Genomic DNA, 16270 nt, shown 5'->3' with positions numbered 1-16270 from the left:
TTTAGCGGTACGAAAACTCCCGTCCCAATCATGGCCGGCGGGCAAGGCGGCTGACCCTTGCGCCAGTCATCGGTGAATCGGATCAACCAGTTGTTGAATGCGCGTAAGATTGCGCGTTCTATACATCGATTGGCACCGCCAAGGTTACCTTCGTGCGATCCATCACAATCATCGTGCTGTAATTTCTAACAGCCGGGCTATCAAAGAAGAAACGCCTCGAGAATGCGTCGTACTCTGCCAAGTCACGCACGGAGAGAAGGAGAACGAAATCGGCGTTACCGGTGACCGCATACGCGCTCATTACTTCAGGCGCCTTCTGTAGAGACTGCTTGAAGCGATCGATGACGTCGGAACGATAGCGCTCAATGTCGACCAAGACCAGCATCATCAGGGACCTGCCCACCGCCTCAGGCGACACGATTGCAACATCAGCCTCAATTACGCCAATTTGTCGCAACTGCTTCAATCGCCGCTGACAGGCCGTGGGCGATATACCGGCCAGTTGGCCCAATTCTTCCGTTGTTTGGCGATTGTTGCGCTGAACAGCGCTTAAGATTTTCAGATCTATCCGATCCAATTCCATGGTCATTCTCCGGAATAGCTGCAATTTGCGCAGAAAAACTGCGATATGCACTCGACTGTAGCCTCAACCCCGCGCAGACGGAAGCCCAAACGATCAGGCCAGGCATGGGACCAAAGTCGGCTATCGTCCTCGACGTCAGTTATAGCCATTGGCCGAAGAGTGCTGTCCACCATCGCCCAACTGACAATGGCAGCCGACGGTCAAAAGCCGAGGCCTTGCGCCCAGTTCGGCCGAGGAAACGTCTCGGAACTTAAACGCTAAGCCGACTGGACGATGATGATAGGGGGGACCTCTATTTCCGCGCTTCGGCTTCCATTCGTTGGCTCACGCTGCCAAGAGTCTCATCTGTGTATAGGGAATCGAGCGCTAGGTTCGCCTGCCCCGGTTGCTGCATCAAATGCAGCCGTCTTGAGGTGGTTGGGAAAAATCGTCACCGCAGCCACACAAACCGCCGGCCTTATGCAACCTGCCGGCAATTTCGCATAATTACTGCATCCCGCCGCTCAGAATTTGCGCAAGGCGCCCAATGTAGCGCGCTATTGTCTCACAACGGCACCTACACGCCACTTCATAAAGCAGAAGAGGCCTGGCTTTGCAGGCTTCAGATTGAGGAGTTCGCCTATGAGCAAGCAATTCGCACCTGAAATGGATGCAGGTCTCGCGGTTTTCAATCGCCTGGAGTCTGAGGTGCGCAGCTACGTCCGCGCCTTCCCCGCCCTATTCGATCGCGGAGTCGGGACCACTCTCATCGCTGCAGACGGTCGGGAATATCTCGACTTTTTCGCCGGTGCAGGCGTTTTGAATTATGGGCACAACAACCCCGTCATCAAGAAGGCGCTGCTGGATTATATCGAGCGCGACGGAATTGTGCATGGGCTGGACCTTGCCACGACGGCCAAGAAAGCCTTCATCGAAGCTTTCGAGCGATACATTCTCAAGCCTCGTGGTCTGACATACAAATTACAGTTTCCCGGCCCCACAGGTACGAACGCGGTCGAAGCGAGTCTAAAACTGGCTCGCCAGGTGACCGGGAGATCGAACATCGTCTCGTTTACCAACTCGTTCCATGGGGAAAGCGCTGGAGCATTGGCAGCGATGGGAAACAAGGAGCACCGGGCCGCTGCCGGGTTTCCCCTCGCCCATGTGACATCGTTGCCATACGAAGGCTACCTGGGGGCGTCAGTTGACACAATCGATTACTTCGAAAAGCTTCTCAATGACCCCAACAGTGGCCTCGACAAACCTGCCGCGGTGATCCTGGAAGGGATCCAAGGTGAAGGCGGCATCAATGCTGCGAGCGTTACTTGGCTGCAACGGCTGCGCGAGCTAACGTCGCGGCACGGAATCTTGATGATCCTCGATGACATCCAGGCCGGGGTCGGTCGCGCGGGCAGTTTCTTCAGTTTCGAAGCGGCTGCAATTGTGCCGGACATCGTTACCCTGTCCAAATCTTTGTCGGCGATCGGAACCCCAATGGCCCTTATTCTCATCAAGCCTGAACTTGATGTCTGGGCCCCGGGCGCACACACCGGGACCTTCAGAGGCAACAACTATGCTTTCGTCACTGCTCGTGCGGCCCTCGAAGCTTACTGGTCCGACTCCAAGTTCGAGGATGAGATCGCTCGCAAGTCTGCGATCTTGGTCCAAGAACTCAACGCGATTACCGAGGAATTCCCCACCCTCGGCCTGAGCGTGCGAGGCCGCGGTCTGATGTACGGACTCGTTTCACCGAAGCACCACTCCTTGCCAGGTCTGGTCTCCCAGGAGGCTTTTCGTCGGGGCTTGGTGATCGAGATCGCCGGCTCATACGGTGAGGTGCTTAAGTTCATGACTGCCCTCACCATCGCCGAGGCTGACCTTCGGCGTGGTCTGTCCATCATTCGCGACAGCATTGGCGCAGTAGCGACTACCCTCGACGGTGGAGGCGCGGCTCGCTAGCCGACAAAGCACCGGGCCACTAGCAGGTCCAAAATCGGGCCGCTCGCAGTCACGGAACGGGAAGGCCGTTCCGTGGCATGTGGCAGTGGGCGAACTCGGAGCGGCTGAACGGCAGACTAGGGCTTTCACTGCCGGACCGATACCACGGTTGCCGTTCTTCCTGCGGCGCCGACCACTGTCGCTGCGCCAATTCGAAGAAAATCGAGCGATAAGAAAGAGGACTGGATGGCCAGCAACGACGTAGTCAAAAATTATATCGATGGCGAGTGGCGGGATTCTGTGTCCGGCACACGCATCGAGGTCGATGACCCGGCGAGCGCCGAAACGATTGCTGTCGTAGCTGAAGCAGGACCCCAAGACATCGAGCTTGCCGTTACTGCTGCTCACCGCGTTTTTCGCGACCGCGTGCTGATAGACATGCATCCGTATGATCGCGGTCGCATGTTGTTTCGCGTTGCCGACGCCCTTGAAGCGCGTTTCGACGAGATCGCAGCCATTAACTGCGCGGAGACGGGGAAGGCATTGGAACTTGCCGATGGCGAGGTTCAGACCGCCATCAGATACCTGCGATACTATGGTGGCTTGGCCGACAAACTTGAAGGGCGCTCGATCCCGCGCGGGGCCAACCTGGTCAACTACACAGTCAGAAGTCCCTTCGGCGTGTCCGCCCAGATCGTTCCGTGGAATGGTCCACTTGAACTGACGGCCCGCTCGCTGGCCTGCGCCATCGCAACCGGCAACTCAGTCGTGGTGAAGTCGCCGGAACTAGCTCCCCTTTCCGGAGTTGAACTTGCGCGTGCCTGTGAGACAGCGGGGCTGCCTGCCGGAGCGGTCAACGTGCTCACTGGATACGGCCAAACGGCAGGCCAGGCGCTGATCGAACATCCCGACGTTCGCCACATCGTCTTCACGGGCTCGATTACTACTGGGCGGACGGTGCTCAAGACGGCAGCGGATCGGATCGTGCCCTGCATAATGGAACTGGGCGGAAAGTCGGCTGCAGTTGTGTATTCCGATGCCGACCTCGACTGCGTTGTGGAAGCGGTACGCGTCGGGACCTTTCTGAATGCAGGCCAGAATTGCAACAACCTTACACGTCTTATTGTGGAACGTTCTATTGCAGACAAACTGGTGGAAAGAGTGAGGGTCTGCGTCGAAGGACTGTCGGTCGGTCCAGGACGCGAAAACTGCGACATCACCCCGTTGATCTCCCGAAACCAACGACAAGGAGTTGAGCGGGCCTGCCAGACGGCCCTCTCGCAGGGCGCGCGACTCGTAACCGGCGGGACTGCGCTTTCGGAGCGGAGCGGTTACTTTATGGCGGCCACGGTGTTTGCCGATGTCGCGCGAGACAGCAATCTCTTCCAGCAAGAAGTATTCGGTCCTGTTCTTGCCGTTACCACGTTCGATAATCCGGGAATGGCCGTCAATCTCGCGAACGACACCGTTCACGGTCTGGCAGCGGGCGTGTTCACGCGGGATATTGACCGGGCCCTCTGGACCGCCGACCGCCTTTGGGCCGGTCAAGTGTACGTGAATGGGTGGTATGTGGGCGGGGTGGAAACACCGTTCGGTGGGATAAACCAGTCCGGCTACGGCAGGGAGAAGGGTCAGGAAGCGCTGGACGGCTACGTTCAGACGAGAAACGTTGGTATCCGCCTCTCGCAGCCACCATCTGGAAATTGAACGCTTGCTGATCCCTACCGACGGCGCGGCTGTCGGGCGATGCAGGATTCAATGACCTCGACCAAATCGAAATAAGCCCGGCGAGAGAATCCGTATCGGAGGTCATCGAGAACAACTCTAATCATAGGATTTTTGGCTGCGGACGGGCTTTACCCACCACGGACATGTAGGAGCGCATTGCCTAGCCCGCTGCGTGGGTCGCATGGGTCAGGAGAGGATCACAGTGCTTCAGAGACAATTGAGATTCGCAGAGCTGCCGCCGAAGATTTCGACAAGTTGGCAATGTTGAACCGCGAGTTGATCGAGGCCGAGAAGCATCGAAACCCCGATGACGGTTTCAGAACTCAAGGAGCGGTTTATTCAGTTGGTGAATCGCGAAATTTGGATGGTCGACCTCTTCAGCCAGAACGGCGAGATTGTGGGCCTCGCCACTCATCGTTTGGAGCCAGACAATGCGGAGCCGAGTGGGCAACGCGTCTTTTTGAGGCAATTCTACGTCAGCTGCCAACACCGACGTTCGGAGATTGGCTGCAGGACCCTTGAGCTGCTTATTCGGTCTCGTTTCCACAACAAATCAAGGATTTTCCTCGACGTGCTGGAGACCAATCCTGGCCGCAAGACCTTCTGGTCTCACACCGGTTTTGTCGCCTACAGCACGCTCATGGAGCGTCTCGTTGAAAAAGCGGACACCAAATAACCTGCGGTGCTGGGAATTAATTTGGGGATCGGATTGTCTGGCATTTGCGTGCGTCGCGCAAAAACACGAGAATAGAATCGAGCCGGTCGTAACCGAATGGGGCTCACTTGTCCCCGGCCTGCAGGCTAGCCGCTTCGACTTCATCACGGCCGGCATGTGGATCAAGCCGGAGCGCTGCCGCAACGTGCTGTTCAGCGAACCGATCGCTACGGAGAGAGGCGCACTGCTGGTGCCTAAGGGCAACCCGGAAGGGCTGCATTCTTATGAGGATGTGCGTGACAAGGGACTCACCTTCGTCAGTGATACAGGCTACACCGCGGTCCAGGACGCGAAAAAGTCAGGCATCGCCGACGACAAAATCATGCAGGTCGCCGGACCGCCGGCGGACAGGCTGTCGCGCCGCCGCCGGTGCCCTCGACTACTTTACAGCGACTGGACTTGTTAAGAAGGACCACAGCCTTGAGCTGGCCGATTCGTTCATCGCGCCAGCCAACTATCCTGCTATCGCCTTCGAGCTCAACGAGCAGGCTGCGGTCGACGCGTTCAATGCCGTATGCAGGACTATGTTGGCTCTGGCGAAATGATGGCAGTATTCGGCAAATACGGCTACGGCAAAGACAACCTGCGGACGGCAGCAAGACCGCTGACCTCTGCAGAGGCTGAAGGCAATGTGCCTTAACACGTCCCCGGTCATGGCGGGGACGTGTTCAGTGGGCAAGCGTCTGTGAGGCGATTTCAGGTCCACCGTGGCGGTGCTCACAAGACGCGCCTCATTGCCTGAAACAAACACATCTACACTTCATCGGGTGCGCACATGTGAGCGTCGCGGCCCACAATACGACGGCCAATATGCGGGCTGGCTCACCTGCCACATCAGGCAACTGCGCAAGCAAATCCCCTGACGTGTGCCGGAACGAGAAGCAGGAGAATACTGTGGAAATCAGAGTTGTACGCCCGGGCGACCTTTCTCAATTGCGCAAGATTTGTGACGAACACATCGACTTGGAAGGGGTGACAATAGCGGACCAGGACCTGAGTCCTTATTGGAACTCGGCGTTTTTTGGAACACCTGCCCAGTTGTTCGGTTGGGTTTGTGATGAAGGAGGGTGTGTGCTGACAGTTCTGCAAATTCGCTGAGAGAGGGCGGTCATGGCAGGCTGGTGATTGTTCACGTCACCGATTCCCGCGAAGGAACGCCACCATGACCAAGATTGAAAGTAAGACCGGCAGCGCTGCCATCAAAGACATTCTGCTTTCGGACCCGGACGGACTTCACGAAGTGATCCGTGCGGTGATGCAGGAGGTACTCGAGGCCGAGATGGACGAGGCGCTGGGGGCTTCGAAGAGCGAGCGCACACCTGAGCGGCTCGGCTACCGCTCGGGTTATTACGGCCGCACCCTTGTCACGCGGGTCGGCAAGCTTGAGCTGCGGGTTCCGCAGGACCGGGCCGGCCGCTTCTCGACCGAGCTTCTCGAGCGTTACCAGCGTTCGGAGCGGGCCTTGGTGGCGACGCTTGCGGAGATGTATGTGCAGGGCGTGTCGACCCGCAAGGTCAAGGCGATCACGGAAGAGCTGTGCGGCCATGCGTTCTCGGCCTCGTCGATCTCGGCCATCAACAAGCGGCTGGACGAGAGCCTCGCTGCCTTTGCCAGGCGCCCCCTTCAAGAGCCGTTTCCTTACCTCATCCTCGATGCGCGCTAAGAGAAGGTGCGTGAGGCCGGCGTCGTCATGAGCCAGGCGGTGCTGATCGCTGTCGGCATCGACTGGGACGGCCGGCGCCAGATCCTGGCCGTCGAGATGGCCAATCGCGAAAGCCGCTCGGCCTGGAGGGATTTCCTCGTCGCGCTGAAGGCGCGCAGCCCCAAGGGCGTCGAGCTGGTTGTCTCCGCCAATCATGCCGGCCTGGTCGCGGCGATCGGCGAGGTGATCCCCGAAGCCGCCTGGCAGCGCTGCTACGTCCACTTCCTCAGGAACGCGCTCGATCACCTGCCGAGAAAGCACGGCGCCGACTGCCTGCAGGACTTGCGCTGGCTCTAATGACCGGCGCGATCTCGCCGAGGCCAAGGCCGATCTCGCCGCATGGCTGTCCAAATGGTCGGGCCGCTATCCGCGACTGACGAGTTGGGTGGAGGAGACCATCGAGCGCACGCTGACCTTCTTTTGCCTGCCGCGCCAGCATCACAAGCATCTCAAGAGCACCAACATGCTTGAACGGCACAATGAGGAAATCCGCCGGCGCACCAATGTCATGCGCATCTTCCCCAATGAAAGCTGCCTGCGCCTCGTCAGGGCGCTGGCTGCGAGACCAACGAGAACTGGATGGAGGCCAACCGCTACATCAACATGGACGATCTGCGCGAGCACAAGAAGCTCGCTCTACGCCAAGCCGCATGACCAGCATCGTGGCCGCCCCATTTTGCAGAACTTGACGCACACAACCTGAAGGAGGTAAGCGTCATGACAACTCTTAGAGGATACATGACCGCGTCGATCCGGCTTTTCCTTGTTGGTCAGGGGCGATCCTCGGGTACGCCTCCGGCGAGGGCCGCCTTGCGCGATCATGGCACGGTAGCGAGGCTGGGCTCTTAAGGTCGTCCTTAGGAGCGTAAGCCCCGCGACCATCCCATCGCTGAAAACAAACCCTTGATCAGCGGGCGCCCGACGGACCGCCTCTGTCGTCGTGGCGCTCCCATGAAGAACCTGGCCCATAGTGCATCCTTTGATTCGGAAGATAAGGATGCCCCATCAAAACCTGAGATCAAACATTTAGGCAGGCCTCGACTGGGACAAGTAAAACGGCCGCATTCGAGGCATGAGGCTGCACGCGTCTAAGATCCGAACAGCCAATACCCGAGCGTCCTCGACATCCCCGCCGCCAGAAGTCAACGATGCCCAGATCGGCCGCACGACCACCAGCAGAAGGGCGCCACCTCAACCCGTCCTACACTCAACATTTTGTCGCGTCCGCGACGTGCCTTCTTGATCCGATCCGTGGTCTGCTCACCTAAATAGCTGAAAGAGATCACGCATTTCTGTTTCCGGCCTGATTAGCCAGTTTGGCACGAGGTTTGCAACTTTGTGTGCGATCCAGTTGAACGGGCCGATTGGCACAGTCACCTGAAATCACAACTAATTAAAGGAACGGAACATGTCGGAACTGTATCGGATGGCATTACCAATGGGGGACAGCCGGCCGGCAATGCCTCCGCCCACCACAACCAGCCTTCGCCTGACTGTCTCGTGCTGGCCACGCCAGAGTAATCAATTTTGTCCTAAGAACCACAATACGACAAATCGCAGAACGTCCATCCATCCATCCTGAAACCAAGACACAGCAATCGCTTGTCGACGCAGTGTCCCACCGCCGAGAGGAAATGTAGATGAGAAAATTTGTTGCCGCCAAGCTTCATGGAATAACTGTGACCGACGCGAATTTGAACTACCGGGGCTCAATAACTTTGGATCCAGATCACTGCGACGAAGCCGGCATCCTTCCAATGGAATTCGTTGAAATCTGGAATAAATCATCGGGCGCTCGAATCAGCACTTACGTGATTTATGGAGAGCGGGGTTCTCGTTGCTGCGTGCTGAACGGAGCCGCTGCTCGCACCTGTCAGGTCGGGGACGAAATAATCGTTTGCTCCTCCGCATACATCGAGGAGCATCAGATGGTGGAGATCAAGCCGCGAGTGCTGACTTTCCACCGGGATAATTCTATCTGCGACCACATGTTCTACGAGGGTGCAATAGACGACGATGGAAGGATAACGTTCTCGATTCGCGAGGGCTCTCCCGGCGATAACGCGCTAAAACTCACTCCCTAGTAGGGCCTTTCGGTGACAGCTCGTGGCGCCGGGTCCCGGTCAAGGGCGTACTCGTCCCCAGTACTCTGGTACGCGATACAGTGCATTATCCCACTCGGCCACTATTCGGTCAGTTGCCATCAAGCCCAATCGGTTCTGCCCAGATCTGGGAAGACGATTTTGCTGCGCCAAAGGCAACTTCAGCTTCAGCCAGCGGCTGCGGGTAGAGGCGACCAATTTCACGGAATGTTTGGCCTTGGATCGTTGTCTTTAAGTCTGAGGTCCACGATGGCAAAACGACCTATCGACAAAAACGCAGAGTGGAGAACAGCCAATGTCAAGGAAAGCTCTCATCCTGGTTGAAGGCCATGCAAGAGGTAATGGAATACGATACATCCACGCGGCCCGGCGTCTTGGCTTTCATCCAATTACACTATCAGTTGATCCAACACAGTACGAGTATCTTGCGGCGGAAAGAAGCGAGGCAATCCGTGTCGATACAACCAATCTTGATACCTTGATTCGCGAATGTTCCAGGCTGCGTGAGACCAATGACATCGCTGGTATCACGGGCTTCTCGGGCATCGACGAGTCGGTCTATGCAACCGTTGGCAAACTATGTCGGCATTTCGACTTACCGGGACCCAACCCCGAATTGATTGAACGATGCTGTGACAAATTCTCTCAGCGCCAGCTACTTGCGGAAGCCGGAGTTCCGATACCCGCTTATCGCATGGCGCTGAATGTGGCAGAAGTAGAAAGCGCTGTCGCGGAGATCGGCTTTCCCGTAATTGTTAAGCCGGCAATCGGCAGCGGTAGCATCGGTGTCCGATTGTGCCGCAACGCCGATGAGTTAGCTGACCACACGACCTATCTGTTGGGTGGGAAGCACATCTGGCCGTCTTCGCCGAGGATATTGGTTGAGGAATTCGCGCGCGGCCCTTTTTATAGCGTGGAGATAATGGGCAATGAGGTTATTGGGATTGTCGCCGTTGATTTCGGCCCCCCACCGCATTTCGTCTTCCGTGAAACGACCTTCCCGGCCCCGCTTGCGGAAGACGATCATGACCGTATCGTTGATGTTTCGCTGAGGTGCTTGCAAGCTCTTGGCCTTAATTGGGGGCCAACGAACATCGAGCTCCGGTTGACTAATCATGGCCCGGTTGTAATCGAAGTGAATCCGCGTCTTGCTGGTGCGCTTGAGCCTGAACTGGTCCAACTGGCGAGCGGTGTCGATCTGGTCACCGAGCACATCAAGCTTGTCGTCGGCGAGGAATGGGATTTGCGCAGAAGGCATTTGCAGACCGCAGCCGCGCGGTTCCTAGTTGCTGATTGCGACGGCACCCTCGATTGGATCGATGGCGGCAGTCAGGCGATCGCGGTACCAGGTGTCGCTGAAATCAAATTGTATGTTGAACCCAACGCGCCGATCTTCAGGAAAGGCGATTTTCGAGACTGGATAGGACATGTCGTCGCCGTTTCACCCAGCCTTGCTCAGACCGAAGCGATACTCCAACGAGCTGTCGACTTAATCGCTTGGTCTATCACACCGCCGTCGGGCGAACAGGAGCGATCTGCAGCCCCACGACTCCCCCCCAACTGAGAGGTGATCCGTCGCCAGCATAAGAACTCTTACCCGCAATAGCTCGCCTTGTTGTCAAAAGCATAGCTGGAGTTCAAACTTATGAATATATCCAAGGGACCCCAGGCATTCCCTAGAAGTGAATACCTTCGCCGGCTCGGCTCGGTGAAGTTCGAAATGGGTCGGTGCGATATCGACGCGCTCGTCGTTTCCGACCAACATAACATTACCTATCTCACGGGGTACACCGCGCTATCAGCCTATGTTCCTCAGGCCGTTGTGGTTTCGATACGAGAAGAGGAACCGACGTTCATTCTGCGCCGCTGTGATGCGCCGGCAGCCATTCATCAATGTTTTATGGAGCGCGACAAAATCGTCGCATACCCCGAAGCGTATATTGGAAATCCTGACAAGGATGGCTATGACGCGGTAGTCGATTACTTGGAGGACGTCGGCCTCGCGAGTCGAGGCATAGGAATCGAGCTATGCTGCCTTCCATCGCAATCGGCGAAAAAGTTTAGGATGCGCCTGCCTGGTGCCACGATCGTCGATGCTACTAAGGCGGTCACTTGGAAAAGGCTCATCAAGTCAGATCTCGAGATAGCTGTAATGCGGGAGGCGGCGGCAATCTCAGACGCCGCGATTCGACGCGCTGCTGAGGTAATACGCCCCGGGGTGCGTGAAGCAGACGCGTGCGCGGAAATTGTGGCAACGTTGGTGCGCGGCGCAAACGGTAAGCCAGGAAGCGGGATCGAGGGAATAAGTTTGTGTTCATCACCGCGAACGGGAACGTGCCACATTCCGTGGAGCGAGGACGTTTTTCGCTATGGATCGCAGGTGAATCTCGAAATCGGCGGTGCGCGATATGGTTACTGTGCTGGGCTTATGCGCACTTACACGATCGGCTCACCCTCCGATCGTCTACGTCGCGTGCATGAGATCCAAGTCGCCGGCCTTGAGGTCGCTCTTGATGCGATACGGCCAGGAGCGACTTGCAGCGATGTTGCCAACGCCTTCAATCGCAGCATCGAGAAGCGGGGCCTCAAAAAGGAGACGCGTTGCGGCTATGCACACGGCATTGGTTGGTTGGAGCCGACCGCAAGCCTTAAGGATGGCGATATGACAGAGTTGCTACCAAACATGACCTTTCACCTGATGTTAGGTAATTGGATCGAGGAGGATTTTGGATACGTCATCAGCGAAACGTTCCGTGTCACAGACTCCGGCGTCGAGGTACTGACCACTGCTCCCCGGAAGATTTTTGAGATCTAAATTAGAATATGGCTTGTCATAACGACAGCGCGGACGTCCGGAATAGATCTTGCCGGTCGACGAGATGTCGCCTACCTTGTTGAAGTGCGGACGGCGAGCGGCGGTCGGCATGCGGGGCCGATCCGTGTCGAGGCGAAGCCGAACGCACGCTGGTCGCTGTACGACCAGTTCTCCTGCGGCCGATCAACTCGTCGACGACGTGACGCGCGAATGCCTTACGCGATTCCGGACACAGATCTCTGGTCGCCGCGTTGCTCGCGAACTGACGACCTGATCGCCCAGCGCGGCAAGCCCGGCATGATCGTCGCAGACCACCGCACGGAGTTTACCTCGAACACGGTCCTTGCCTGATCAATGGATCATCGCGCCGAAAATACATTCCGCTGCAAGCCCATGTGCGCAACATAAATGGCTGCACCTCTAGTCTACTCGCCACTGTTTAAAAGACTGGGGCAGGTCAATGCGCTTTCGTTACGACCTCAGAGCAAGTCTACAGGTCATAGTAGTAGGTAAGGTATGGACTCAATTTACCGATCTTGTCATAGAGCGCCCGCGCATGATAATTTGATCTGTCCGTATTCCAATAGATTCTCAGCCAGCCTTGGTCGCGACCGTAGGAGGCCAGATTCGTGAGCATGGCTTGGCCAATCCCCTGGCGCCGCGAAGACTCGTCGACATAGAGATCTGCGAGAAAACAGACCGGACGATCGCTAAGAGTATACGGGTGAATGACAAAGGTAGCAAAACCTATGGTAACGCCAGTTGCTGAGACCGCGATCAGCGCGTTAATCGGTTCGTCTGGGCGCTCGATGCGCCGCCAGATCCTATCTGTCGCCTGTTCTGATGAATTGAGACCTTGGTCGGCGCAATATGCGTACCAAAGGGACCGCCATGCATCGCGGTCGGCAGTGCCTGCGAGACGAATCTCCATGAGGGGCGGGCTCCGGCTGAGAATGGGCTCCAGGGCGCGAGGTGTTCGGCCTGAAAGGTTGACGGCTTGCGATAACTGCCACCGGCCCGCAAGACGTGCAGCACGCGACCGCCGGGTGTTATAAGATCTTTCCGCCTGTGACGGCGTCGTGGTCGCGCTGGAACTGGTTCCCGGGAGCTCGGTTCGCGATACGTCAAGCGCGAGTTGGGCGAGCGTTATCATGGGATCAAGTTCCCTCAGGTTTTCCCGCAGCACGTTTGCGACAGCGGTGCAGATCTAGTGCGATCTTTCCCTGCGACCACACGATGCAAACAATCTGACACCATAGGTGCATTCATCCCGAAGCGGGCTTCCGACCGCCGCGCTACACGCGCGACGGCGGGACAATCTAGCGGATGCGAGAGTTCTTCCAGCTTACCACGGAGATCTGCACCGCGTCGGCGCCATAATTGCGCATGCTTTAGAAAAGCAGACAATCATTGCAGTTCGCGCGCGCGTCCGGCGCCATTCCCAGTCACCCATATTGACTCAACGTTGCGCAGCATCATTTCTACAACACTAACTTGCTGCCCTTGTCGCGAAGTCAGGCGAGCGTCGATCTCGGGATAAATAAAGAAGGGCAGCGAAATTCGATCAGTCGGACCACTATGCACGACCTGGTGGGGCGTACTCTTGAAGCGGCCGTCGCTCAAGACCTGAAGGAGGTCGCCCAGATTGACTACGAGACTATCGGGCAGGCTCGGCACCGGCATCCATCGACCGCGGAACCACACCTGCAAGGAACGCAGGGGGAGTTCCTCTTGCAGCAGCAGCGTGAAGAAGCCATGATCCGTGTGCTTTGCGCAAGTGCCGCCGCGAGCTGGATACCGTATCACGCGTTGCCCAAGCGTCGGCGTGCTGAAATGGCGTTGGAACCATGCCTCTTCCATACCTATCAGGTCCGCCAGCGCATCCCCGATCTGGGGGACAATCCCGGCGAGCACGGTAGCCTGCAAAGCAAGCAGGTTTCTTGCGAAGCCAGGAGCCAAGGCTTCATCCGGAAGGCGCGTGCGGCCGGAGAACGGACGCCGGTCGCCTTCGTTCTCAATTCCGAGGTCGAATACCTCCTTTGGATCGAAGCCGGCCTCAGGATGTAGCATTTCGCCGTGTAAAGGACTGTATCCACGGGCGGCAGTGGGGTACACGTCCTGAAAGGCGTGCCCGTAGCGTTCCTTAACCGACTGTGGCAATGCGAAGAATCGCCGGGAAGCCTCAATGGCTTGCGCGATCTGTTCCCCGGGGATGCCGTGCTCGACAAGGTAGAAGAACCCGTATTCCTGGCATGCCATTTGCAGGCGCTGGCGCTCGTCACGTCGCGTTGCATCGTCTCTCAATTTCGAAAGTGAAATTTTCGGCAGCGTGGTCATAGTCAATCCCCTTTTTGGGCGCTTAAGTTGATTAGTGTTTGCCGCGGCTCTCAAAGTCGACAGTTCCTTGGATGTGGGCAACGCGCCGTCTCTTCCAATAATAACGAAAGTCGACATGATGTCCCATTCTAAGGCTAAGCCGATGGCTGGGCGGTGATTCCGTCTTAGCAATTGATCTCTAGCGCTTCCTGGTGAAGATAACAACGATTTGTATGTTAATATAGTTGTATATATTGTTACATCCGTCGCGGTTAGTTTAACATTATCACGGCCAAGATACTAAGAGCGATTTACAATTCTGAATTGCTTTATGACTTCCAGGCTCAATCCAGACCAGCGCCGACCTCCGGGTTTCATGGCAGGATCGGCCATCTCGAAGAGCTCTATGACGCGAGGTATCGCCAGCTACCTGAGCTCGTCCATCACACACGCCGTCCCGGACGATGGCCGAATGGCAGAAACCGACCGCTCGAAATTTTCCTATCCCATAGTCTTTTTCGACGCTATCCGGGTCGAGCGGTCAAGCTCAGGGACGAAGACTTCGTTCGCAAAAAAGCCATCTACATCGGGTTCGGCGTTCTGCCTGGCGGCACCAAGGAGCACATGAGCTGAGGAAGCGCTTGTCGACGTTATCCGCCGTCTCGACGAGACGACTAGCCGAGCAGCAAAGCAGGCAGCGATTTAGCTCCGTCTGCCGTCTCTCAAGGTTGTGTCGGCCAATTTCTCAGCCACCATAATCGTCGGAATGTTTGTGTTCGCCCGAGGGCAAAATGGCATGACGGAAGCGTCGGCGATCCTCAAACCCAAAATACCATGAACGCGTCCCGACGGATCGGTCACAGCGCCAGGATCCGCGGCTGCCCCCATCCTGCAGGTCGACGTCGGATGCCAACTTGGGATGACGTTCTGGCGAATATACCGATCCAGATGTTTCTCGTCGTTGACGAGATCGGAAATGCTATCCCCATCCGTTATGACGCGCCTAATCAGCCCACGGCGCAGCCGCGGCGACGCGTCCATGAGCAGCGCCAGAAATGACGTGAGTGCATAGTTTGTGCTTGTGACCTTGCTCACCAGCTTCGCTCGCGCATTCAACGCTGACGGAAACGGGTCCAGCGCCACAGAGGACAGCGAATCTTGCTGCAGCAGGCGGACTATGAAGCGAAAGCCCTGCTTGAGGCGCTCGGCGTCCCGCTTGTCGCTCAACCAGTTGAAATCGACCTCCGGCTCTATTTTATGCGAACTACCCTTGAGCGCCACAGTTCCCGTCGAGTAGCTGCGATTGACCCACACGGCGAGAGTGCCGAGGCGCCTCCCCAGCGGGTGCCAGGATGATTTGGCAACAGTCGATATTGCCATATCGGTCGACGGGCAGCCTTCGTAACCCGACGAGTAGCGGGCGTGCATCTGAATATATTCGCTCACGCCGGGTGACAAGCGATCGGCCGGCTTCAAATAGGCCGAAACGCAAATCGTGGGGTGTTCCTGAAGATTCTGGCCCACACCTTTCAAATCTGCAACGATAGGGATTCCGAATTGTACTAATTCCTTCGCGGGGCCGATCCCGGAGCGCATCAATATGGCGGGTGAATGGAGTGCTCCTGCGCACAGGATAACGCAAGAAGCGCTATACGATTGCACGCCCGATTTGTTCTCCGTCTCGACCCCCGTTACCGTTGTTCCCAAAAAGGTCAGCCGCGCAACTGTCGTTTCGGATAAAATCGTTAGATTGCGGCGAGAGCGGACGGTTTCGGGTAAGTACGCCATCGCGGAGGAGACCCGATGACCATTGCGGTTGGTCAATGGGACAACTGAATAGCCATCACCGAATGCACCATTGAAGTCTGGCCTGAAATGAAGCCCCAAAGCATCGTAAGCATCGGAGATTGCCCGGATGAAGCCCGACCAGTCTGATTGGCGCACACGTTTGATTGGCAAGGGGCCGTTCGTGCCATGAAATTCCCCGCCGAAATCCAAATCGCATTCTAGACGACGGAAGTAGGGCAGCACGTCTTCCCAACCCCAGCCCGTTGCACCGCTTGAGGCCCACTCATCGTAATCTCCGGGCCCGCCGCGGTTGGCGACTTGGGCATTGATGCTGGAGCCGCCACCCATGACGCGCGCCTGTTCGTAATGGACAGGCTTGCGGCCACCTCGCACCGTTGTCGCGTGGAGTGACTGCCATCGATAACCGGGATTAAGGTAAGCACGCGTTGGGTCGCCATCCTGGATGTCGTCAGGAATGGCATTCGGCGGCGTATCAGGGCCAGCTTCAATGAGCAGCACGCGAGCGCCATAGGCGGAGAGCCTGCTCGCCATCACGCATCCAGAGGAGCCACCACCCACGACGATATAATCGAAAACCACGCAA

General features: G+C 57.1%; 12 protein-coding genes and 3 pseudogenes. 11 read left to right on the top strand and 4 right to left on the bottom strand.

Annotation, left to right across the window (positions count from 1 at the left end; translation table 11 throughout):
- Window positions 1-118: 118 nt before the first annotated feature.
- Window positions 119-583, bottom strand: a complete 465-nt coding sequence (locus CK227_RS34945; RefSeq protein ID WP_063169349.1) for an Lrp/AsnC family transcriptional regulator — start codon at window positions 581-583, stop codon at window positions 119-121.
- A 621-nt stretch (window positions 584-1204) separates the two neighbouring features.
- Between CK227_RS34945 and ectB the strand changes: the two genes are divergently transcribed.
- The 10 genes and pseudogenes from ectB to CK227_RS34900 all read left to right on the top strand — a co-directional run.
- Window positions 1205-2521, top strand: a complete 1317-nt coding sequence (ectB, locus tag CK227_RS34940; RefSeq protein WP_063169350.1) for a diaminobutyrate--2-oxoglutarate transaminase — start codon at window positions 1205-1207, stop codon at window positions 2519-2521.
- A 225-nt stretch (window positions 2522-2746) separates the two neighbouring features.
- Window positions 2747-4207, top strand: coding sequence for an aldehyde dehydrogenase family protein (locus tag CK227_RS34935; protein WP_063169351.1), 1461 nt, complete (start codon window positions 2747-2749; stop codon window positions 4205-4207).
- Window positions 4208-4535: 328 nt separating this feature from the next.
- Entirely contained in the window at window positions 4536-4904 is a 369-nt protein-coding gene (locus CK227_RS34930; RefSeq protein ID WP_063169352.1) for a GNAT family N-acetyltransferase, read from the top strand.
- Window positions 4882-5349: a transporter substrate-binding domain-containing protein gene (locus tag CK227_RS37680; protein ID WP_224571101.1), complete on the top strand. Its 468-nt coding sequence runs from the start codon at window positions 4882-4884 to the stop codon at window positions 5347-5349. The genes CK227_RS34930 and CK227_RS37680 overlap by 23 nt, the downstream gene beginning before the upstream one ends.
- 488 nt (window positions 5350-5837) lie before the next feature.
- Window positions 5838-6041 (top strand): hypothetical protein, encoded by a 204-nt coding sequence (locus tag CK227_RS36555; protein ID WP_141245431.1) that lies wholly within the window; start codon window positions 5838-5840, stop codon window positions 6039-6041.
- Window positions 6042-6105: 64 nt separating this feature from the next.
- A pseudogene (locus CK227_RS34920) lies at window positions 6106-7299 on the top strand (IS256 family transposase).
- A gap of 986 nt (window positions 7300-8285) precedes the next feature.
- Window positions 8286-8729 carry an aspartate 1-decarboxylase gene (panD, locus tag CK227_RS34915; protein WP_063169354.1) on the top strand — a complete coding sequence of 148 codons (444 nt, stop codon included), beginning with the start codon at window positions 8286-8288 and terminating at the stop codon, window positions 8727-8729.
- Window positions 8730-9042: 313 nt separating this feature from the next.
- Window positions 9043-10311, top strand: coding sequence for an acetyl-CoA carboxylase biotin carboxylase subunit family protein (locus CK227_RS34910; protein WP_082826583.1), 1269 nt, complete (start codon window positions 9043-9045; stop codon window positions 10309-10311).
- Between the two features lie 81 nt (window positions 10312-10392).
- On the top strand, window positions 10393-11562 hold the full coding sequence (locus CK227_RS34905) for a Xaa-Pro peptidase family protein (protein WP_063169356.1): 1170 nt from the start codon (window positions 10393-10395) through the stop codon (window positions 11560-11562).
- Between the two features lie 117 nt (window positions 11563-11679).
- A pseudogene (locus CK227_RS34900) lies at window positions 11680-11910 on the top strand (IS3 family transposase); the annotation flags it as partial.
- A 142-nt stretch (window positions 11911-12052) separates the two neighbouring features.
- Here the strand turns inward: CK227_RS34900 and CK227_RS34895 are convergent.
- Complete coding sequence (locus tag CK227_RS34895; protein ID WP_158515807.1) at window positions 12053-12493, bottom strand: GNAT family N-acetyltransferase; 441 nt, start codon at window positions 12491-12493, stop codon at window positions 12053-12055.
- 476 nt (window positions 12494-12969) lie between these two features.
- Complete coding sequence (locus CK227_RS34890; protein WP_063170383.1) at window positions 12970-13899, bottom strand: 2-oxoglutarate and iron-dependent oxygenase domain-containing protein; 930 nt, start codon at window positions 13897-13899, stop codon at window positions 12970-12972.
- Window positions 13900-14355: 456 nt separating this feature from the next.
- Here CK227_RS34890 and CK227_RS37675 point away from each other — a divergent pair.
- Window positions 14356-14499: pseudogene (locus tag CK227_RS37675) on the top strand (transposase); the annotation flags it as partial.
- Window positions 14500-14580: 81 nt separating this feature from the next.
- On the opposite strand, the gene CK227_RS34885 reads toward CK227_RS37675, so the two are convergent.
- Window positions 14581-16266, bottom strand: a complete 1686-nt coding sequence (locus CK227_RS34885) for a GMC family oxidoreductase N-terminal domain-containing protein (protein WP_063169348.1) — start codon at window positions 16264-16266, stop codon at window positions 14581-14583.
- Window positions 16267-16270: the final 4 nt, after the last annotated feature.

The sequence above is a fragment of the Mesorhizobium sp. WSM4308 genome, assembly GCF_002294905.1.
In the GTDB taxonomy this organism is placed as follows: domain Bacteria; phylum Pseudomonadota; class Alphaproteobacteria; order Rhizobiales; family Rhizobiaceae; genus Mesorhizobium.
The sequence above is the reverse complement of the archived record's forward strand: the minus strand, read 5'-3'. Positions and strand labels throughout refer to the sequence as shown.

Excerpts from the sequence above, each read along its gene's own strand:
- CK227_RS34935 (WP_063169351.1), top strand. The coding sequence starts at position 2,747 with ATGGCCAGCAACGACGTAGTCAAAAATTATATCGATGGCGAGTGGCGG.
- panD (WP_063169354.1), top strand. The coding sequence starts at position 8,286 with ATGAGAAAATTTGTTGCCGCCAAGCTTCATGGAATAACTGTGACCGAC.
- CK227_RS34895 (WP_158515807.1), bottom strand. The coding sequence starts at position 12,493 with ATGGAGATTCGTCTCGCAGGCACTGCCGACCGCGATGCATGGCGGTCC.
- CK227_RS34930 (WP_063169352.1), top strand. The coding sequence starts at position 4,536 with ATGACGGTTTCAGAACTCAAGGAGCGGTTTATTCAGTTGGTGAATCGC.
- CK227_RS34890 (WP_063170383.1), bottom strand. The coding sequence starts at position 13,899 with ATGACCACGCTGCCGAAAATTTCACTTTCGAAATTGAGAGACGATGCA.
- CK227_RS34905 (WP_063169356.1), top strand. The coding sequence starts at position 10,393 with ATGAATATATCCAAGGGACCCCAGGCATTCCCTAGAAGTGAATACCTT.
- ectB (WP_063169350.1), top strand. The coding sequence starts at position 1,205 with ATGAGCAAGCAATTCGCACCTGAAATGGATGCAGGTCTCGCGGTTTTC.
- CK227_RS34945 (WP_063169349.1), bottom strand. The coding sequence starts at position 583 with ATGGAATTGGATCGGATAGATCTGAAAATCTTAAGCGCTGTTCAGCGC.
- CK227_RS34910 (WP_082826583.1), top strand. The coding sequence starts at position 9,043 with ATGTCAAGGAAAGCTCTCATCCTGGTTGAAGGCCATGCAAGAGGTAAT.